Genomic DNA, 19905 nt, shown 5'->3' on the forward strand with positions numbered 1-19905 from the left:
CGCCTGGGGTCTGTGTAAACGATAATTGTCCCATGCCCCAGATCACACTCACCCCCGCCCAGCGCAAAGTCCACCGAGCCGAGGCCCACCACCTCGATCCCGTCGTCCACATCGGGGGTGACGGTCTGAGCGCCTCGGTGAAGAAAGAAGCCGATGCCGCGCTCAAGGCCCACGGCCTGATCAAGATCCGGGTGCTCAACGACGACCGCACCGCCCGCGAAGCCATGCTCCAGACCCTGGCCGACGAGCTGGACGCTGCGCCGATCCAGCACATCGGCAAGCTGCTGGTGCTCTGGCGCCCCATGCCGGAAAAGGAAAAAGTCGTCGACGAGGACCGCAAGCCGGGCCCGCGCGACGTCAAGGTGCTGAAATTCAGCAAGCGCGGCGGCCAGCGCCCCGAGGTCAAGGTGGTGCGCGTGCTGGGCAACCAGCGCCTCACGCCCGGTGGCCAGGTCAAGCGCGCCAAGGTCATGAAAAAGAGCGTGAAGAAGAGCGCGCAATCCCAATAGGCGCGATAGCCTCTGGCTCCCCGTTCGTGCAGGGCCGCGCCTTGAACTTCCCTCATACCGCCACATCTGAGAACGCATGAACGACCGAACCGCCCCAGCCACCCTCAATCCCCTGCTCGACTTCAGCGACCTGCCCTGCTTCGATGCGATCACGCCCGCGGCGGTGGGGCCCGCGATGGACCTGCTGCTGCAGGCGGCGAGCACCGCGCTGGAAGAGGTCACGGCACCCAGTTTTCCCAACGATTGGGCCCGGATTTCCCTCACGCTGGACGTGCCTGCGGAGCGCCTGTCGCGCGCCTGGGGCGCGGTGAGCCACCTCAACAGCGTGGCCGACACCCCCGAGTTGCGAGCCGCCTACAACGAGGCGCTGCCCAAGGTCACCGAGTTCTGGACGCGGTTGGGTGCCGACGAGCGCCTGTACGCCAAGTACAAGGCCATGGACCCCGCCACCCTCAATGCCGAACAGGCCCAGGCCCACCACAACGCCATGCGCGGCTTCGTGCTGGGTGGCGCGGCCCTGGAAGGTGAGGCCAAGGCCCGCTTTGCCTGGCTGCAGGAACGCCAGGCCGAACTGGCCCAGAAGTTCAGCGAAAACGCATTGGACGCCACCGACGCCTTTTCGCTGATCGCCACGGCCGACGAGATGGCCGGCGTGCCCGACGACGTGCTCCAGGCCACCGCCGCGGCGGCCCAGGCCGACGGCAAGACCGGCCACAAGCTCACGCTGAAGATGCCCTGCTACCTGCCGGTGATGCAGTTCGCCCACAGCAGCCCGCTGCGCGAGAAGCTCTACCGCGCCTACGCCACCCGCGCCAGCGATCAGGCCGCTGGCGAGGCGACCAAGTTCGACAACACCGCGATCATGGGCGAGCTGCTCGCCTTGCGCCACGAAGAGGCCCGCCTGCTGGGCTACCGCCATTACGCCGACGTGTCGCTGGTGCCCAAGATGGCCGAATCGCCCGAGCAGGTGATCGCCTTCCTGCGCGACCTCGCCGCTAAGGCCCGGCCCCACGCCGAGAAAGACCTGGCCGACCTGCGCGAATTCGCGGCCACCGAACTCGGCCTGAACGATCCCCAGGCCTGGGACTGGCCCTACATCGGCGAGAAGCTCAAGGAAGCGCGCTACGCCTTCAGCGAGCAGGAAGTCAAACCCTATTTCACCGCCCCCAAGGTGCTGGCCGGTCTGTTCCAGATCGTCGAGACCCTGTTCGAGGTGGCGATCCGCCCCGACCAGGCACCCGTGTGGAACCCGGGCGTGGCGTTCTACCGCATCGAGCGCTCGGGGCCTCAGGGCACCGAGCTGGTCGGGCAGTTCTACCTGGACCCGGCCGCCCGCACCGGCAAGCGGGGCGGCGCCTGGATGGACGATGTGCGCGCGCGCTGGCTGCGACCCGACACGGGCGTGCTGCAAACGCCGGTGGCGCACCTGGTCTGCAACTTCGCCGAGGGGGTGAACGGCAAGCCCGCGCTGCTCACGCACGACGACGTCATCACCCTGTTCCACGAGTTCGGCCACGGCCTGCACCACATGCTCACGAAAGTGAACGAGCGCGATGTCTCCGGCATCAGCGGCGTTGAGTGGGACGCGGTCGAGCTGCCCAGCCAGTTCATGGAGAACTTCTGCTGGGAGTGGGATGTGCTCAAGCACATGACGGCCCACGTGGACACCGGCGAGCCGCTGCCGCGCGCGCTGTTCGACAAGATGCTGGCCGCCAAGAACTACCAGAGCGGCCTGCAGACGCTGCGCCAGGTGGAGTTCTCGCTGTTCGACATGCTGCTGCACAGCCTGCCCGAGCCCGCCGCCAGTGGTGCGGCCATTCTGGCGCTGCAGCAACAGGTGCGCGACGAAGTGGCCGTGCTGCAACCGCCGGCCTACAGCCGCACGCCGCACACCTTCAGCCACATCTTCGCCGGCGGTTACTCCGCAGGCTACTACAGCTACAAATGGGCCGAAGTGCTGTCGGCCGATGCCTACGCCGCCTTCGAGGAAGCGGCGCTGCAAAATCGCGCACAGCACGCTGGACGTCGCCACGGGGCGCCGCTATCGTCAGGCGATCCTGGAAGCCGGCGGCAGCCGCCCGGCCATGGAATCGTTCAAGGCCTTCCGAGGCCGCGAGCCGAGCATCGACGCCCTGCTGCGCCACCAGGGCATGGCTTGATTTGTCCCGTGGCCTGCCGATAGGAACCGCCATGAACGCCCGTTGCCCCGCGCCCCGACTGCTTGCCCTGGCCGTGCTGTACGGCCTGCTCGCCGCACCCGTGCTCGCGCAAGGCGTCTACCGGATCGTGGGGCCGGATGGCAAGGTCACCTACTCCGACCAACCACCGCCGGCGACCACCCCGGCACGGCCCGTGGGCGGCACGGCGGCGGGCGTCTCCGCCGGCGCAAGCGCCCAATTGCCCTTTGAACTGCGCCAGACCAGCAGCCGCTACCCGGTCACGCTCTACACCGGTCGCGACTGCGCACCGTGCAACAGCGGGCGCAACCTGCTCAATGCGCGTGGCATTCCCTACAGCGAGAAGACGGTCGAGACGCCACAGGATGCTGAAGCGCTCAAGCGGCTCAGCGGCGAGGCCTCTCTGCCGTTCCTGACCATCGGCAGCCAGCAGATCAAGGGCTATTCGGACACCGAGTGGTCGCAGTTCCTGGACGCCGCCGGTTACCCCAAGCAATCCGCCCTGCCCTCCAGCTACCGCCGCCCGGCCGCCACGCCTCTGGTGGCAACGGCGCGGCCTGCTGAAGCGGCAGGTGCGTCTTCTGCCACGCGCGAGCAACCCGCAGCGCCCTCCGCACCGGCCGAAGTGCCCGTGACGCCGCCCCCGCAGAACCCCGCCGGCATCCGTTTCTGATCACCGGGCCGCCTTCGGCGGCGGCCCACTCTCTCAGAACGTCAGCGTCTTCACGCCATCCGGCGTGCCCAGCAGGCACACGCCTGCCTTCTGGTGGGCGAACACCCCCACCGTCACCACGCCCGGCCATTGGTTGACCTGGCTCTCGAACGCCAGCGGGTCGGTGATCTGCAGGCCGGTCACATCCAGGATGTGCTGGCCGTTGTCGGTGACCAGGGGAGCGCCATCCTTCATCCGCACCTGGGCGGTACCGCTCATCTGCGCGAACTGGCGCACCACCCGGGCCGTCGCCATGGGAATCACCTCCACCGGCAAGGGGAAGCGGCCCAGCACCTTCACCAGCTTGGAGTCGTCGGCGATGCAGACGAAGCGGCGCGATTGCGCGGCCACGATCTTCTCCCGCGTGAGCGCGGCGCCGCCGCCTTTGACCATGTGGCCCTGGCCGTCGATCTCGTCCGCGCCGTCGATGTAGACCGAGAGTTCGCCCACGGCATTGGCCTCGAAGACCGGGATGCCCAGCGCCTTCAGGCGCGCGGTGGACGCCTCCGAGCTCGACACGGCGCCCGGGATCTGGTCCTTCATGCCGGCCAGCGCGTCGATGAACTTGTTGACGGTCGAGCCGGTGCCGACCCCCACGATGTCGCCCGGGGTCACGTATTGCAGGGCGGCCTGGCCCACCAGGGCTTTGAGTTCGTCTTGGGTCATTTGAGACAATCGGTTGGAACAACAAGTCGGATTATCCAATGTCGCTTCTTCCCTACGCTGTCGCACGCCCCTTTCTGTTCGGTCTGGACCCCGAAGCCGCCCACGAACTCACCCTGGGCTCCATCGCCCGGCTGCAGCATTCGCCGCTGACCTGCCTGTATGGCGAACCTCGGGTGCACGACCCGTACACGCTGGCAGGTCTGCAGTTCCCCAACCGCGTGGGACTGGCCGCCGGGCTGGACAAGAACGCGCGCTGCATCGACGGCCTGGCCGCCATGGGTTTCGGCTTCGTGGAGGTGGGCACCGTCACGCCCAAGGCCCAGGCCGGCAACCCCAAGCCCCGCATGTTCCGCCTGCCCAAGGCCCAGGCGCTGATCAACCGCCTGGGTTTCAACAACGAAGGCTTGGACGCGTTCATCGCCAACGTGAAACAGGCGCGCTTTCGCCAACAGAAGGGCGTGAGCCCCATGCTGCTGGGCCTGAACATCGGCAAGAACGCCAGCACGCCGATCGAGCGCGCGATCGACGACTACCTGATCTGCCTCGATGGGGTCTACCCCCACGCCGACTACGTCACCGTCAACATCTCCAGCCCCAACACGCAGAACCTGCGCAGCCTGCAGAGCGATGAGGCCCTGGACGCCCTGCTCGGCGCCGTCGCGGAGCGGCGCGAGCTGCTGGCACAGCGCCATGGACGCCGCATCCCGGTGTTCGTGAAGATCGCGCCGGACCTGGACGAAACGCAGGTCGAGATCATCGCCACCACGCTGATGCGCTACGGCGCCGACAGCGATGGCGTGCGCACCAGCGCCTTCGGCGTGATCGCGACCAACACCACATTGAGCCGCGAAGCGGTCGCGGGCCTGCCGCACGCCCAGGAAACCGGGGGCCTGTCGGGCGCCCCCGTGCTGCAGGCCAGCAACCGCGTGATCCGCCAGCTGCGCGCCTGCCTGGGCAAGAGCTTTCCCATCGTGGGCGTGGGCGGCGTGATGAGCGCGGACGATGCGGTGAGCAAGATCCAGTCGGGTGCCAACATCGTGCAGATCTACACCGGCCTGATCTACCAGGGCCCCTCCCTGGTCTGGGAATCGGCGCGGGCAATCCAGGCCCTGGCCGACAGCTGATCAGGCCAACGCAACCACCTGGTCCGCGATGGCCAGGCAACTGGTCAGGCCCGGGGACTCGATGCCGAACAGGTTGACCAGCCCCGGCACCCCATGCACCGCCGGCCCCTGGATCACGAAGTCGGCCGCCGGCTCATGCGGCCCGCTGATCTTGGGCCGCATGCCCGCATAGCCCGGCTGCAAGGCACCTTCGGGCAGGCCGGGCCAGTAGCGGCGGACCTCCGCATAGAACGCCTCACCCCGGGCCGGGTCCACCTGCAGGTCGTCGGCCCGATCGACCCACTGCACGTCCGGCCCGAACTTGGCCTGTCCACCCAGATCCAGCGTGAGGTGCACGCCCAGACCGGCCAGGTGCTTGTCCGGCTCGGGCGCGGGGTAGATCAGATGCTCAAAAGGGGATCGGCCCGACAAGGTGAAGTAGTTTCCCTTGGCGAACCAGGCCCTGGGCACGTGGTCGGCCGCCAGTCCGCGGACGCGCAGGGCCAGATCGCAGGCGCCGAGCCCGGCGGCATTGATCACCGTGCGCGCCCGCAGGCGCGTGCCGTCGCGGGTCTGCACGTCGATGCCGACATCGGTCGCGGCAAGGAGATCCACCTGCGCGTGGCACACCACCATGCCGCCCGCGTGCTCCAGATCGCCTTGCAGCGAGAGCATGAGGCCATGGCTGTCCACGATGCCCGTGGAAGGTGAATGCACCGCGCCCAGGCACTCCAGTTCTGGTTCGAGTTCACGCGCCTGCTCGCGGTTGAGCAGCCGCAGGTCGTGCACCCCGTTCGCGCGGGCCTTCTCGATGATCGATGGCAACGCCGCCAGCTGCGAAGCCGTGTTGGCCACGATCAGCTTTCCGCAACGCTGATGGGCAATGCCCCGCTCCGCGCAATAGGCGTACAGGGCCTGCTTGCCCTGAACGCAGAGTTGCGCCTTGAGCGAGCCCGCCGGGTAGTAGATACCGGCGTGAATGACCTCGCTGTTGCGCGAACTCGTGCCCGTGCCGATGTCGGCCTCGCTCTCGAGCACCATCACCTCGCGCCCCGCCAGCGCCAGGGCACGCGCCACGGCGAGCCCCACCACACCGGCGCCCACCACCAGGGCATCGACCTGTTCGATCGCAGCGCTCATGGGAAGGCCTCAGCGGTGGCGATCCACCAGTTCCTGCACATAACGCGCGGGAATGGCATACGAGATGCCGGAGGGCTGGCTCAGCGCCGACTCGCGCGTGTTCTTGATGAGCACCATGTTCATCACCCCCATCACCTCGCCCGTGTCCGGATCGAACAAAGGCCCGCCGCTGTTGCCCGGGTAGGCCGTGGCGTCGAGCTGGAAGATGTCGAAAGTGCCATTGCGCAGGCTGCGGATGGCTTGCTCGCGCAGCCGCTCTGCCGACGGGCTGGGCAACGCCGCCGAGGTGATGGTGGACACGGTCGCGCGGTGCGTGACGTGCGAGAACCCCAATGAGCCTCCAATCGGAAAACCCATGAAGGCCAGGTCATCGCCCTCTCTCACGCGCCGGGAATCGCCGATCTTGAGCGCGGGCCCGGGCGCGCCCGACACGCGCAGCAGCGTCAGGTCGCGCGCCACATCGGTCTCCAGCACCGTGGCCGTGCGCATCTGCCAATCGCCTTGCCCCACGCGCACCTGGACCACCAGCGACGCCTCGTCGGCCTCCGACGGCAGCACATGGGCATTGGTCACCACCAGATCACCGCGCGCGACCAGAAAGCCCGCGCCCCGCAGTTGAAACCGCGGGTTGTCCGTGGTCCTGAACGTGCCGACCAGCACCACCGACGGCTTCACGCGCACCACCGTGTCGGCCAACCCCGCCCAGGCGCCGGCCCCGCCCAGGAGAGCGATCATCCCGAGGCCCAAAGCATGGAAAAGGCGTCGTTTCATTTCGCGTCCACGGGCTCGGCCCGCATCGATTTGACCAGCTTGCGCAACAGATGCCATATCAACATGACCGGCGGCATGCGCAGCCAATGACCGCGCAGGTACAGGACGAACCGGGCGGTGGGCGTCCATGCATCCGATGCCGACGCATGGGCGGGGCGCAAGGCGCGCAGGAAGAGCGCATCCATCATGCGCTGGCGCCAGGGCGCCATGCGCACACCGGGGCTGGCGCGCAGCGCCTCGGTCACCGCCGGGGGGATGGGCGCATCGAGCAGCAGGCCGACATAGCGCAAGGCCTGGTGCAGCGGCCATTCCAGTTGCAAGGCGCGAGCCCGCGCAAGCAATTCGGGCCAGAAGTCCGGATTCGCGGCGAACTCACGCAGCAACGCCTCCAGATCGACCAGACCCCGAAGACCCAGCTCCAGATCGCCCTCGTGGAACAGGTGCGCCGCGCTGTGCAGCACCATGTCGGCCGGGCACAGCACCTGGATCCGCGGATCGTCACCCACCGGCCGGGCACTGGCCAGCAGAAGGCCGGAGTCGGGCTTGAGCCGAGCCGTCAGCGGCATGATGGCGTGGTGGACATCGAGCACCGTGCCACGCTTCATGTGCTTGAGCGGCGGCAGCTCGTGCATCCAGGTGCGGTAGTAGCGCTGGTCGTAGGCGTCTCGGTTCATGGACACCCATCCACCCATCATCAGCGCCGACTCCACCTCCGCCAGGCGCTGCCTGGGCACCAGGATGTCCACGTCCGACACCATGCGGCCCCGCGAGGCATCCAGCCCGGCCATGGTGTAGGCCGCGCCCTTGAGCAGCACCGCCGGCAAACCCATGGGCTCCAGCGCGCGCGCAATCTCGACCACCTCGTAGCGCAGCTCGGTGTGCTGTCGGGCCGCCAGCGCCATGGCCGAGCCAAGATGCCGTCGGGGCGCCGCCGGCAAATCATCCCAGTCGCCCGAGGCCTGGGCACCGCTGCCGATGCGGGCGAGCACGTCGGCCTGACGGGCCTGACGAATGAGCAGATCCCAGGCGCCTGGGCCCAAGGCGCCCAGGCTGTCCGGCCGTTTCAGGGCCGCCACGAGGGTATCGATGCGGGGCAGCGTCATGCGGGTGTGGCGGCGAGGGCCTCGAACCAGGCGATGGCCTCGTCGAGGTGGCCGTATTGCAAGTCATGGCAGCCGCACTCGTCCACCAGCGCCGCCAAGGCTTGAAAGCCAGCACGCCCATGCACGTGGTGGTTGAAACTGTTGGACGCGAGCTCCACCAGCGCGCTGGGCTTGGGACGCGCTTCCACGGTCAGCGGGGCCTCTCGCTTGAACTGGGGGAAGATCACCCAGGCCGGCCGGGCCGGCTGGTCTGCGCGCGCGAGGCTGTCCGGTGAAATGCGCATGTGGGCCACCGTGCCCTTCATCGTGTCCCGGGCCACGGGGCCGAAGTTCGCATTGGGCGCCCGTTGCCGGATGACCTCGATCGACTCGTTCTTCAGGCTCACCGGGCGCGGCGACGGAGTCACCAGGCCCGACGCCGGATCGAGCAAGGCCATTTCGTCGGACAACAGACGCCAGCCACTCAGCATGAGGGCCGCGCACAGCGTGCTCTTGCCCGAGCCCGGTGGCGCTGGCAGGACGAGCACCCGCCCGCCCCGCTCCAGCACCGCCGAATGGATCGTGATCCAGGTGTGGCAATAACTGGTCACGCACCAGTTCATGCCCCACTCCAGAAACGCGAACGCCTCGCCGTACGCCAGGGGCGTGAACGGCTGGAAGCCGTCCATCTCGAACACACAGACCGTCTTGAGCAGGTGGCGCTTGGGCTTCACCTTCACGTGGAAGTCGGCAAAAACGTCTTCCCCCGTCAACACCTCATGGTCGGGATAGAGCGCCTGCAAGCCCTGCGCGACCACCGGAATGGGGCTGCGGATGTGCATGACAAAGGGGGGGACGCGCAGAAAGAGACCGTCGGAACACAGGCGGTGCGCCAGTTCCGCTGGAGGGAGTGCGGCCAGCGCCTGCGTGGACCTTACCCCTGCGTGCACTCGACCAGACCCATGGACTCGAATTGCACAAGCAAGGACTGCAGCATGTCCAGTTCCTCGGCCGCGGGCTCGACAAGGCCCATGGCTTGGGCGAGGCTTTGGGCATCGCGGGCCTGCCCAGCCTGGATCAGGCCAAACGCCTCGCCAGCGATGGGCGTCAGCGCGTGGAGACTGCCGCTGGCGTCGTCGTACACGACCACACCATCCGGCCAATGCTGAATCGCGAAATGATCGGCCCGGGCACAACCGAAGTTGACCTGAGCCTGAGCCAGGGTCACAGGAAGGCTGGACCGTAGATCATGTCAAAGTAGGCCATCGTCTGCGACAGCGTCCAGGTCGTCCCCGCAAAGGGCGACCACACACCTTGACCATTCCAGATCGCGCGGCACTGGCTCTTGGTCAAGAGCACGCGCGTCGAGTCGTTGTTGAATGCGGTGGCCGTCAGGAAAGCGGCCGCCACATGGCGCGCCAATGCCGCGTTGTTGCGGTTGCCGCCCTGGTCGAGCACTTCCTGGATCGTCATCTTGCCGTAGACGTTGCCGGGATCGCGCGTGAAGCCCGTGGTCGTGGACAGGAACTTCGTTTCCTTGAACTTCGTGGCCAGGCCCGCTTCGCTGTTCTTCCAGTAGCCATGCGACTTGCATTCGTAGTCGGTCTTGATCGCGCGCCCCTGGCTGACCTTCATGTGCGCAGCGGCCAGCGACGAGAACGACGACGGGCGGATGCAGGTATGGTCACCAGCCAGCACGCTGTTGCTCTTCAAGGCGGCCATCACAGGAGCAGCCGACAGGCCTGCGCGCACCAGACGGCGACGCGACACGCCAGAAGCGGGTTGCTGAGACGGAGTGGAAGAATCGATCATCTTGTTTACCTCTCTTGCAAGACAGGCCCAGGTGCGGATGGAAGCCCAATGGGTGCTTGAGCCTTTGGTAGCGTAAGTATAGACCACGCGCAACAAAAAGTAAGCAAATACGGGTCAAAAGCGGACATATTGCCGGTTTGGCGCTCCCTCAAAATGGGGAGAATTCTGTCAGACCCGTGTGACGATTTGACAGCACTTTCTCAACAAGCGCGCAAAGCGTTTTGATTTTCTTGGGATTCGGTTTTTCCGCAGGGACAAAAAACAGAAAAGCCCGGAATCTTTCGATTCCGGGCTTTCGTAAAAATGGTCGGCGTGGCGGGATTCGAACTCGCGACCCCTTGCACCCCATGCAAGTGCGCTACCAGGCTGCGCTACACGCCGACAAGCCTCAAATTATAGCGTCCAAATGAGGGCAAATCAGGCAGAGGGCCTCAGAAGCTCACGAATTTCAAGCAGTTCACGCCGAACGTCGTGCAGGAGGCCGCCTGAACCGGTGTGCACGGGGTACTCGGCTTCGATCAAGGGGATCACCACGTCACCATGAACGACTTCATCGAGGTCGATCACATCGATGGCTTCATCTTCCTCGTTGCGGCGCTTGTCGCGCTCGGCCTGAACGATTTCCTGCAGCTTGTTGCGTGCACCGCTGATGGTGAACCCCTGGTCGTACAGAAGCTCGCGGATGCGGCGGATCATCAACACCTCATGGTGCTGGTAATAACGGCGATTGCCGCGCCGCTTCATGGGTCTGAGCTGCGTGAACTCCTGCTCCCAGTACCGCAGCACGTGCGGCTTGACGCCACACAGCTCGCCCACTTCACCAATGGTGAAGTAGCGTTTGGCGGGAATGGGTGGAAGCGTTTTTTCCATGAAAATCAAGGCGGTACGGACCGAACCTTGAAATCTACTCTAACTGGTGCGTGTGTGCACGGCATGGTGAACATTTCCGTGTGAAATGTTGCAACGGCCCCGCCCGCCAACAAAAACGCCCCAAATCGGGGCGTTTTGTGTTGTGAAGACCGCAGTGGCGGCCGCTCGGCCGTTGCCGTCCCAGGGTGCGCTCAACCCCCAATGATGGCGGTCTGCACCTGTTCCTTGAGCTTGGGACTGGCGTGAAAGGTCACCACGCGGCGCGCTTCGATCGCCACGGGCTCACCCGTTCTCGGGTTGCGCCCGGGCCTGGGCGCCTTGGTGCGGATCTGGAAATTGCCGAAACCCGAAATCTTCACATCGGTGCCGTTCACCAGGCTGTCGGTGATCAGATCGAAGAAGGCATCGATCATATCCTTGGATTCGCGCTTGTTCAGGCCAATCTGGTCGAACAGCAGCTCCGCGAGCTGTGCCTTGGTCAGGGCGGGCGTTTCCAGGCTTTCCACAGCGAGTTCCATGCGGGCATTCTCCATTTTGTTCGTATCAAGCGCGCAACCGGCCAGCCACTCGCTTGGCCACCGCCTCAACAGCGGCGTTGACGGTCGCGTCGATGTCCTCTTCGGTCAGTGTAGCGTCGTCGCGGTTGAGCACCAGCCGCACCGCCAGGCTTTTTTCATCCGCGGCAAGCGACCCCGCGGGCGTGCTCTCGGTCGACGTTTGCTTCTTGGGCCGGTACACGTCGAACAGCACGACGTCGCGCAACCAGGGGCTCGCCGGCGCGCGGATCGCCTCCAGCACGGCGGCGTGGGTCACCGACTCCTTGACCACGATGGCCAGATCGCGCTCCACCGCCTGGTGGCGGCTCACCGCCTGGTAGGCCGGCACGGGGCGGTCCAGCACGGCATCGAGCTCCAGCTCGAACAGCACCGGAGCCTGCGCCACCTCGTAGCCCTGGCGCCAGCGGGGGTGCAGTTCACCGACATGGCCGATGCAGCGGTCGTCCAGCCAGACGCTGGCGCAGCGCCCCGGGTGCATCGCCGGGTGTTCGGCCACCTTGAACTCAGGCCGGCGCGGGGCCAGCAAGGCCTGCACATCGCCCTTCACGTCGAAGAAGTCCACGGCGCGTTCGGCGGTGCCCCATTGAAGCGTGTCGGTGGCACCGTAGGCCAGGCCAGCCACGCGCATGGGCTGGCGGAAGCCGGCCACGGTCGTGTCGCTCTCGACGATGGAGGCGTCCTTGAAGAACACACGCCCAACTTCGAACAGGCGCACGCGATCGGTCCGCCGATCCAGGTTGAATTTGAGGACCGACAGCAAGCTGCCGAGCAAAGACGAGCGCATCACGCTCATCTGGCTGGCGATCGGGTTCAGCAGGCGGATCGGATCGGCATTGCCGGCCAGTTCGCGCTCCCAACGCTCTTCCACGAAGCTGAAATTGATGGTTTCCTGATAGCCCAGCTGCGCCAGGCTGCGGCGAACCGCAAACGGACCGCGGCGCGCCTCGGTGCGGATCTTGGCCGTGATGGGCGCCAGCGGCGGCGTGTCGGGCAACTTCTCGTAGCCGACGATGCGGGCGACCTCTTCGATCAGGTCTTCTTCGATCTGCAGGTCGAAACGGTAGGCGGGCGGCATGACCGTGAGCACGCCATCGCCCTCTTCCACTGGCAAGCCCAGGCGGCGCAGGGCACCCGCGCACTGGGCCTGGTCGACCGGCATGCCGATGACCTTGGCCGCGCGCGCCACCCGCAGGCTCACGGGTTGCGGCGTGGGCAGTTGCACCACGTGGTCGTCCAGCACGGCGGCCTGACCACCGCAGATGTCCAGCACCAGCTGCGTGATGCGCTCCACGTGCTCGCGCGTGGTGGACGGGTCCACACCCCGCTCGAACCGGTGACCGGCGTCGGTGGAGAAGTTGTAGCGGCGTGACCGGCCCGCAATGGACTTGGGCCACCAGAAGGCGGCTTCGATGTAGATGTTCTGCGTGTCGTCCGACACCGCCGTGGAGTCGCCGCCCATGATGCCGGCCAGCGATTCAACGCTTTGATCGTCCGCGATCACACCAACCTGCGCGTCCACCGCGACCGTGTTGCCATTGAGCAGCTTGAGCGATTCGCCTTCCCGACCCCAACGCACCTGCAGCCCACCATGGATCTTGTCGAGATCGAAGATGTGGGACGGGCGGCCCAGTTCGAACATCACGTAGTTGGAGATGTCCACCAGCGGCGAGACGCTGCGCTGGCCGCAACGCGCCAGCCGCTCGACCATCCAGGCCGGCGTGGTGGCTCGGGTGTTCACGCCACGCACGATGCGCCCGGTGAAACGGCCACACAGGTCGGGGGCTTCCACGCGCACCGGCAGGCGATCCTGCAGCGGTGCCGCCACCGCCGGAAACGCCGGCTCGATCAGAGGCGAGCCGGTGAGCGCCGACACCTCGCGGGCAATGCCGTACACGCTCAGGCAATGCGCGAGGTTGGGCGTGAGCTTGAGCGTGAACAGCATGTCGTCCAGCGAGAGCTGTTCGCGGATGTCACGCCCCACGGGCGCGTCGGCCGGCAGCTCCAGCAGACCGCCATGGTCTTCGGACAGCTTGAGCTCGCGCGCCGAGCACAGCATGCCCTGGCTCTCCACGCCGCGCAGCTTGCCCAGCTTGATCTGGAACGGCTTGCCGTCTTCACCGGGTGGCAGCCGGCCCCCACCAGCGCGCAGGGCACCTTGATGCCCACGCGGGCATTGGGTGCACCACAGACGATGTTGAGCAGACTGCCCTGCCCCACGTCCACCTGGCACACGCGCAGGCGATCGGCATTGGGGTGTTGCACGGCGTCCTTGATCTCGCCCACCACCACCTTGGTGAACGGTGGCGCCACCGGCTCCAGCTCTTCGACCTCCAGACCCGCCATGGTCAGGGTGTCGGCCAGTTGCTGGCTGGTCAGGGGTGGATTGCAGAAGGCACGCAGCCAGGATTCGGGAAATTGCATGTCGTGGTCTCAGCGGAACTGGGCGAGAAAACGGACGTCACCGTCGAAGAACAGACGCAGGTCGTTGACCCCGTAGCGCAGCATGGTCAGGCGGTCCGGCCCCATGCCGAAAGCGAAACCGATGTAGCGCTCAGGATCCAGGCCCATGTTGCGCACCACGTTCGGGTGCACCTGGCCCGAGCCCGCCACCTCCAGCCAGCGCCCCGCCAGGGGGCCGTGCTGGAATTGGATGTCGATCTCGGCGCTGGGCTCGGTGAACGGAAAGAAGCTGGGGCGGAAGCGCAGCACCAGATCATCGGACTCGAAGAAGGTGCGGCAGAAATCCGTGAAGACGTACTTCAGGTCCTTGAAGCTGACGTTCTCGCCCACCCACAGGCCTTCGCACTGGTGGAACATCGGCGAGTGCGTCGCGTCGCTGTCCACCCGGTAGGTGCGACCGGGCGCGATCACGCGGATCTCGGGCATCGGGCGCCCGGCATCCAGGTCGGCGCGGTGGCGCTTGACGTGCTGCACCGCGTGGCGGATCTGCATCGGGCTGGTGTGCGTGCGCAGGAGGTTGGGCGCCTTCTCGCTGCCCCCCTCCACGTAGAACGTGTCGTGCATCGAGCGCGCGGGATGGTCTTCCGGCGTGTTCAGGGCGGTGAAGTTGAACCAGTCGGATTCGATCTCGGGGCCATCGGCCACCTCGAAGCCCATGGAGCCGAAGATCGCTTCGATGCGCTCCAGCGTCAGGCTCACCGGGTGGAGGCCACCCTGGCCGCGCTGGCGACCGGGCAAGGTCACGTCCAGCGCCTCGGCCTTGAGTTGCGCCTGCAACTCGGCATCGGCCAAAGCCTGGCGCCGCTCGGTCAGCGCGCCTTCGATCGCCTGCTTGGCCTGGTTGATGGCCGCGCCACGGGTCTTCTTCTCTTCCACGGAGAGGGCGCCCAGGCCCTTCATCAGCTCGGTGATGCGGCCCGACTTGCCCAGGTACTGCGCCTTGGCGTTTTCCAGATCGGCCGGCGTGGCGGCTTGAACAAACCCGGCACGGGCGCTCTCGACCAATGCGTCCAACTCGTTCATGTGTGTGCTTGAATCGTTGGGAAATAAAAAGGGGTTGAAGCCAGCGAGGGAATCCCTCAAGCCTCAACCCCTTTGAGCGACGGGGCGCGCCGCCGTGAGGCGGCGTGCTCCTGCCGTGAATCAAGCGGCCAGCTTGGCTTTGACTTGCTCCACGATGCTGCCAAAGGCAGCCGGATCGTTCACCGCCAGATCGGCCAGCACCTTGCGGTCGATTTCGATCTGGGCCTTCTTCAGGCCGTTGGCGAATTGGCTGTACGTCAGGCCGCAAGCACGGGCGCCAGCGTTGATACGGGCGATCCACAGTTGACGGAAGACGCGCTTTTTCGTGCGGCGATCGCGGTAGGCATATTGCCCAGCCTTCATCACCGCCTGTTTGGCGATGCGGAAGACGTTGCCGCGGCGGCCGCGGAAACCTTTCGCCAGAGCCAGAACCTTTTTGTGTCGGGCGCGAGCCGTTACACCACGTTTGACGCGAGGCATGTGTGTTCTCCTTGTTCGTCGTTGATCAAATGCCCGTGCCGGGCAGCATCTGTGCCATGTGACCCATGTTGGTCTCATGCACGGTGACTGCTCCACGCAGGTGGCGCTTGTTCTTGGTGGTCTTCTTGGTCAGGATGTGACGCTTGAAGGCTTGACCGCGCTTGACGGTGCCACCGGGACGAACGCGAAAACGCTTTTTCGCGCTGCTCTTGGTCTTCATTTTGGGCATCTTCATGCTCCTTTTCATTTGTGCTCGTGAGGCGCCGCGAACCTTCCGCGGACTTGTTGGCCCCGAGCCACTTTTATGGGCAGCCTTTCGGCTCCCCGATTCGGCGTCAGGCTTTTCAGCCAGCGCCTCGGACCGGCAGGAGACTACCCTGCCCGTCCAATGCTGTTCTTGGCCGCCAACCGCCCTCAGGCGGCCGACTGGCTTGCCGCAGGAGCCGCTGCAGCGGCCTCAGCGGGTTTGGCCGCTCCACCGGCCTTCTTGCGGCCGGGCGCAATCATCATGATCATCTGGCGCCCTTCGAGCTTGGGAAACTGTTCCACCACGATCGAATCGGCCAACTCATCGCGGATGCGGTTCAACAGGGCCAGCCCCAGATCCTGGTGGGTGATCTCACGGCCGCGGAACCGCAGCGTGATCTTGCACTTGTCACCATCGTCCAGAAAGCGCCGGATGTTGCGCATCTTGATGTTGTAGTCGCCGTCGTCGGTACCGGGCCGGAACTTGATTTCCTTGATCTCGATGACCGTCTGCTTGGCCTTGGCTTCCGCCGCCTTCTTCTGCTCCTGGTACTTGAACTTGCCGTAGTCCATCAGGCGACACACCGGAGGGACGGCAGTGGCCGCGATTTCGACCAGGTCCACATCCAGCTCACCGGCCATGCGCAGCGCTTCCTGCAAACTGACGATGCCCAAGGGCTCGTTCTCGGGGCCGTTGAGGCGAACCTCAGGGGCCATGATTTCCCGGTTCAGTCTGTGTGCGCGCTCTTCACGTTGGCGGCGGTCGCGAAAGTTGGTAGCTATGGTGAGTTCCTTTGTGTGGGCCGGTTCAGGCAAATTGGCGGCCACCCGGCCGCCTCACGCACACGAAGTGCGCCATGGCAGCAGGGGCATCCAGCCAGATGTTTGAAATCAAACTTTGGATGAAACGTCAGCCGCGATCAATTTGGAAAAGGCTTCCAGCGGCATGACACCGAGGTCTTTGTTCCCTCGCGCCCGCACAGCCACGGCACCAGCTTCTTTCTCTTTGTCGCCCACGACAAGGATAAAAGGCAGCTTTTGCAACGCGTGCTCCCGTATTTTATACGTAATTTTCTCGTTGCGCAGGTCCGTCGTCACCCTAAGCCCTTGATTCTGCAGAGTTTTCGCGATTTCCAGACAGTATTCGGCCTGGGAATCGGTGATGTTGAGCACCGCCACCTGCACCGGCGAGAGCCAGGTGGGCAAGGCCCCGGCGTGCTGCTCGATCAGAATGCCGATGAAACGCTCCAGGCTGCCCACGATGGCGCGGTGCAGCACGATGGGCGTGTGGCGCGAGCCATCTTCCCCCACGTATTCCGCGCCCAGGCGCTCCGGCAGGTTCGGATCGACCTGGATCGTTCCGCACTGCCAGGGGCGGCCCAGCGCGTCCTTGAGGGTGTATTCGATCTTCGGGCCGTAGAAGGCGCCTTCGCCCGGCAGGTACTCAAAATCGCAGCCCGAGGCGCGCAGGCCCTCGGCCAGCGCGTTCTCTGCCCGGTCCCAGCTCTCTTCCGTGCCAATGCGCTTTTCCGGGCGGGTGGAGAGCTTGTAGATGATGTCGTTGAAGCCGAAGTCCTTGTAGACCTTCTGCAGCAGCGTGGTGAAGGCCACCACCTCCGCCTGGATCTGGTCTTCCGTGCAGAAGATGTGGCCATCGTCCTGCGTGAAGGCGCGCACCCGCATGATGCCGTGCAGCCCGCCCGAAGGCTCGTTGCGGTGGCACTGGCCGAACTCACCAAAGCGCAGCGGCAGGTCGCGGTAGCTCTTGATGCCTTGCTTGAAGATCAGGATGTGCCCGGGACAGTTCATCGGCTTGAGCGCGTAGTCCCGCTTCTCCGACTCCGTCACGAACATGTTTTCGCGGTACTTGTCCCAGTGGCCGGTTTTCTCCCACAGGCCCTGGTCCAGGATCTGCGGGCCCTTCACCTCCTGGTAGCCGTTGTCGCGGTACACGCGGCGCATGTACTGCTCCACCTCCTGCCACACCGTCCAGCCCTTGGGGTGCCAGAACACGGTGCCGGGCGAGTGCTCGTCGATGTGGAACAGGTCCAGCTCGCGGCCCAGCTTGCGGTGGTCGCGCTTCTCGGCCTCTTCCAGCATCGTCAGGTACTGCTGCAGCTCTTCCTTGGTGGCCCAGGCCGTGCCGTAGATGCGCTGCAGCATCTCGTTGCGGTGGTCGCCGCGCCAGTAGGCGCCGGCCACCTTCATCAGCTTGAAATGCTTGAGCTTGCCGGTGCTGGGCACGTGCGGGCCTCGGCACAAGTCTTCAAAAGCGCCTTCGCGGTACAGCGACACGTCTTCATTGCTGGGGATGCTGGCGATGATTTCCGCCTTGTAGTGCTCGCCCAGGCCCTTGAAGTAGGCCACGGCCTCGTCGCGCGGCAGCACGCGGCGCACCACCGGCTCGTCCTTGGCGGCCAGCTGGGCCATGCGCTTTTCAATCGCCACCAGGTCTTCGGGCGTGAAGGGGCGCTTGTACGAAAAGTCGTAGAAGAAACCGTGCTCGATCACCGGGCCAATGGTCACCTGCGCATCGGGAAACAGCTCCTTGACGGCGTAGGCCAGCAAGTGCGCCGTGGAGTGGCGGATCACCTCCAGGCCGTCGGCGTCCTTGGCCGTGACGATGGACAACGGGCTGTCCTGCGTGATGAGGTAGCTGGTGTCCACCACCTTGTCGCCGATCTTGCCGGCCAGGGCGGCCTTGGCCAGGCCGGTGCCGATGGAGGCCGCCACGTCGGCGACCGTGACCGGGCCGGGGTATTCGCGTTGGGAGCCGTCGGGGAGCGTGATGTGCAACATGGGGAGGTCCAGAAAACAAAAAAGCGCGGCAGGGGCCGCGCTGGTGTGGGGAGAAAAGGCAATCAATCGGGCAGGCGCGAACTGCAGGCCTCAGAGGGCCGTGGAGGTGGTCTCCATAGTTCGCGGTGTCATAACCAGATTGCCTTTCTCGCTCTTGCTGATTCAGAAGAAGAACAGGCATTTTCCCACAAAACGCCGGCTAGGGTCTGCCCTCGCCCGCCAGAGCAGGCTTGCGGCGCAAGGCTCAGCGCTTGCAGTGCTGGTTCGCCACGGCTTGCAGCTCGCCGAGCGTCTCGCAAAGCGCCTCGAACCGCTGCTCCACCTCGTCGCGGAGCGCCTTCGGGCTCTCCGACCTGAACGCGAGCCCTTTCTCTTGATCCGTTTGGCGCTCCACCGAGACGGCAAACTGATTGAGCCGGTCGAGCGCCCGAGAGGCGAGGACGGACATGCGAACAGGAAAGTCTTTGCGGTTGCGCTGGCGCGTGAATGCGTTGCGGAGGAAAAGTTTGATGGCCATTCTGGAGGTCCCTTGCACTTTGGAAAAAACAAAGCCATAAAAATGTCACGTTTTTCGTGACGACAGAATATTACCAAGTTACGAGACTCGTGACATGGTTTCAGAGTCTGGTCACACCACAAATCTCGTCGGGCAGCGCATCCGCTCTCGACGAGAAGAATTGGGGTGGTCTCAAGAGAAGTTAGGTGTGCTGATAGGCATCGACGAGTCGTCGAGCCGGGCGCGGATCAGCCGCTATGAGCTGGGAAACCATGAGCCCCCGTTGGACACTGCACGCAATATCGCGAAGGCGCTCGGTGTGCCGCTGGCGTATCTCTACTGCGAGGAGAACGATGTAGCGAGCTTGCTGATGGCGCTCAAGAAAGTGCCCGTAAAGCAACGTGGGACACTGATCTCGACTTGGATGAATGAGCTCGCCTAGCCTGAGCCTCACAGCGCGAGCAGCCGAGTGGAACAAGATCAGGCATTCGGGCAGGCATTGCGCAGCCTGCGAACACGTCGTAAGTGGAGCCAGACCGAGCTCGCACTTCGCTCCGACGTGGACCGACGTCACATCTCGGAAATCGAGCTGGGGCGGAATAGTCCGAGCCTGCGTCTCATATTCAAGCTGTGTGACGCGCTCGACGTAGCGCCCTCGGACCTCGTGAAGGACATCGAGAGGCGCATGCGGGTGCAGGGCCCGCGCTAAGCACGACGTTGCAGGTCCTCCGGCCATCTCAAGTATGGCTACGACACTCTGTACGACCGCCTGGCCGGTAAGTTCACCAAGCGGATGGGCAGTTCTATACCCCGCCTTTTGCTTCGACGACCTCACGAAGAACACGGTGGGCATCGTTGCCGTCAAACGGGTACCACGACTCCAACGCTACGACTACAACCTGCGCTTGTAATGAGACGCTGAAGACACCCAGTGGCACGACGTCCCGGCAAAGGGCATAAGAAGCTCAACGTCAAGAACATCCAGAAAAGCTCGGCGACTAC

General features: G+C 65.1%; 20 protein-coding genes, 1 tRNA gene and 2 pseudogenes. 6 read left to right on the forward strand and 17 right to left on the reverse strand.

Features of this window, described 5'->3' with window-relative positions; genetic code table 11:
• The first annotated feature begins 32 nt into the window (after positions 1 to 32).
• The 3 genes and pseudogenes from ACFJI0_RS12295 to ACFJI0_RS12305 all read left to right on the forward strand — a co-directional run bounded on the left by ACFJI0_RS12295 (position 33) and on the right by ACFJI0_RS12305 (position 3359).
• Positions 33 to 509 carry a YhbY family RNA-binding protein gene (locus ACFJI0_RS12295; protein WP_291112915.1) on the forward strand — a complete coding sequence of 159 codons (477 nt, stop codon included), beginning with the start codon at positions 33 to 35 and terminating at the stop codon, positions 507 to 509.
• 76 nt (positions 510 to 585) lie between these two features.
• Positions 586 to 2668: pseudogene (locus tag ACFJI0_RS12300) on the forward strand (M3 family metallopeptidase).
• Between the two features lie 31 nt (positions 2669 to 2699).
• Positions 2700 to 3359, forward strand: coding sequence for a DUF4124 domain-containing protein (locus ACFJI0_RS12305; protein ID WP_382325205.1), 660 nt, complete (start codon positions 2700 to 2702; stop codon positions 3357 to 3359).
• A gap of 33 nt (positions 3360 to 3392) precedes the next feature.
• Here the strand turns inward: ACFJI0_RS12305 and rpiA are convergent, their stop codons facing one another.
• Positions 3393 to 4064, reverse strand: a complete 672-nt coding sequence (gene rpiA / locus ACFJI0_RS12310; protein ID WP_382325207.1) for a ribose-5-phosphate isomerase RpiA — start codon at positions 4062 to 4064, stop codon at positions 3393 to 3395.
• A 38-nt stretch (positions 4065 to 4102) separates the two neighbouring features.
• On the opposite strand from rpiA, the gene ACFJI0_RS12315 reads away from it, so the two are divergent.
• A complete protein-coding gene (locus tag ACFJI0_RS12315; protein WP_382325209.1) occupies positions 4103 to 5188 on the forward strand; it encodes a quinone-dependent dihydroorotate dehydrogenase in 1086 nt (361 codons plus the stop codon).
• Here the strand turns inward: ACFJI0_RS12315 and ACFJI0_RS12320 are convergent, their stop codons facing one another.
• The 16 genes and pseudogenes from ACFJI0_RS12320 to ACFJI0_RS12395 form a co-directional block, all read right to left on the reverse strand.
• Positions 5189 to 6307, reverse strand: coding sequence for an NAD(P)/FAD-dependent oxidoreductase (locus ACFJI0_RS12320; RefSeq protein WP_382325211.1), 1119 nt, complete (start codon positions 6305 to 6307; stop codon positions 5189 to 5191). It abuts the gene before it with no gap.
• 9 nt (positions 6308 to 6316) lie between these two features.
• Entirely contained in the window at positions 6317 to 7042 is a 726-nt protein-coding gene (locus ACFJI0_RS12325; protein ID WP_382157355.1) for a S1C family serine protease, read from the reverse strand.
• A 32-nt stretch (positions 7043 to 7074) separates the two neighbouring features.
• The gene (locus ACFJI0_RS12330) at positions 7075 to 8181 is read right to left on the reverse strand and encodes a nucleotidyltransferase family protein (protein ID WP_382325213.1); all 1107 of its coding nucleotides are present in this window, start codon (positions 8179 to 8181) and stop codon (positions 7075 to 7077) included.
• On the reverse strand, positions 8178 to 9110 hold the full coding sequence (locus ACFJI0_RS12335; protein WP_382325215.1) for an HprK-related kinase A: 933 nt from the start codon (positions 9108 to 9110) through the stop codon (positions 8178 to 8180). The genes ACFJI0_RS12330 and ACFJI0_RS12335 overlap by 4 nt, the downstream gene beginning before the upstream one ends.
• Positions 9095 to 9388, reverse strand: coding sequence for an HPr-rel-A system PqqD family peptide chaperone (locus ACFJI0_RS12340; RefSeq protein WP_291112898.1), 294 nt, complete (start codon positions 9386 to 9388; stop codon positions 9095 to 9097). Before ACFJI0_RS12340 ends, ACFJI0_RS12335 begins: the two co-directional genes overlap by 16 nt.
• Positions 9385 to 9972 carry a hypothetical protein gene (locus ACFJI0_RS12345; RefSeq protein ID WP_291112896.1) on the reverse strand — a complete coding sequence of 196 codons (588 nt, stop codon included), beginning with the start codon at positions 9970 to 9972 and terminating at the stop codon, positions 9385 to 9387. The genes ACFJI0_RS12340 and ACFJI0_RS12345 overlap by 4 nt, the downstream gene beginning before the upstream one ends.
• Positions 9973 to 10276: 304 nt before the next feature.
• Positions 10277 to 10353 (reverse strand) — tRNA-Pro (locus ACFJI0_RS12350).
• A gap of 36 nt (positions 10354 to 10389) precedes the next feature.
• Positions 10390 to 10842, reverse strand: a complete 453-nt coding sequence (locus tag ACFJI0_RS12355; protein WP_382325218.1) for a MerR family transcriptional regulator — start codon at positions 10840 to 10842, stop codon at positions 10390 to 10392.
• Between the two features lie 191 nt (positions 10843 to 11033).
• Positions 11034 to 11360 carry an integration host factor subunit alpha gene (locus ACFJI0_RS12360; protein WP_297402608.1) on the reverse strand — a complete coding sequence of 109 codons (327 nt, stop codon included), beginning with the start codon at positions 11358 to 11360 and terminating at the stop codon, positions 11034 to 11036.
• 25 nt (positions 11361 to 11385) lie between these two features.
• Positions 11386 to 13820, reverse strand: a pseudogene (pheT, locus tag ACFJI0_RS12365) (phenylalanine--tRNA ligase subunit beta).
• A 9-nt stretch (positions 13821 to 13829) separates the two neighbouring features.
• Positions 13830 to 14882: a phenylalanine--tRNA ligase subunit alpha gene (gene pheS / locus ACFJI0_RS12370; RefSeq protein ID WP_291112888.1), complete on the reverse strand. Its 1053-nt coding sequence runs from the start codon at positions 14880 to 14882 to the stop codon at positions 13830 to 13832.
• A gap of 120 nt (positions 14883 to 15002) precedes the next feature.
• Positions 15003 to 15362: a 50S ribosomal protein L20 gene (rplT, locus tag ACFJI0_RS12375; protein WP_086120609.1), complete on the reverse strand. Its 360-nt coding sequence runs from the start codon at positions 15360 to 15362 to the stop codon at positions 15003 to 15005.
• 25 nt (positions 15363 to 15387) lie between these two features.
• The gene (gene rpmI, locus ACFJI0_RS12380) at positions 15388 to 15591 is read right to left on the reverse strand and encodes a 50S ribosomal protein L35 (protein ID WP_159596967.1); all 204 of its coding nucleotides are present in this window, start codon (positions 15589 to 15591) and stop codon (positions 15388 to 15390) included.
• A gap of 185 nt (positions 15592 to 15776) precedes the next feature.
• Complete coding sequence (gene infC, locus ACFJI0_RS12385) at positions 15777 to 16391, reverse strand: translation initiation factor IF-3 (protein WP_291112966.1); 615 nt, start codon at positions 16389 to 16391, stop codon at positions 15777 to 15779.
• A gap of 108 nt (positions 16392 to 16499) precedes the next feature.
• Positions 16500 to 18407: a threonine--tRNA ligase gene (thrS, locus tag ACFJI0_RS12390; protein ID WP_382325221.1), complete on the reverse strand. Its 1908-nt coding sequence runs from the start codon at positions 18405 to 18407 to the stop codon at positions 16500 to 16502.
• Between the two features lie 244 nt (positions 18408 to 18651).
• Positions 18652 to 18924 (reverse strand): hypothetical protein, encoded by a 273-nt coding sequence (locus ACFJI0_RS12395; RefSeq protein ID WP_382325223.1) that lies wholly within the window; start codon positions 18922 to 18924, stop codon positions 18652 to 18654.
• Positions 18925 to 19018: 94 nt separating this feature from the next.
• Between ACFJI0_RS12395 and ACFJI0_RS12400 the strand changes: the two genes are divergently transcribed.
• A complete protein-coding gene (locus ACFJI0_RS12400; protein WP_382325224.1) occupies positions 19019 to 19345 on the forward strand; it encodes a helix-turn-helix domain-containing protein in 327 nt (108 codons plus the stop codon).
• Between the two features lie 27 nt (positions 19346 to 19372).
• The gene (locus ACFJI0_RS12405) at positions 19373 to 19612 is read left to right on the forward strand and encodes a helix-turn-helix domain-containing protein (RefSeq protein WP_382325226.1); all 240 of its coding nucleotides are present in this window, start codon (positions 19373 to 19375) and stop codon (positions 19610 to 19612) included.
• Positions 19613 to 19905 lie beyond the last annotated feature (293 nt).

The sequence above is a fragment of the Hydrogenophaga sp. UC242_53 genome (assembly GCF_042696965.1).
Lineage (GTDB): Bacteria > Pseudomonadota > Gammaproteobacteria > Burkholderiales > Burkholderiaceae_C > Hydrogenophaga.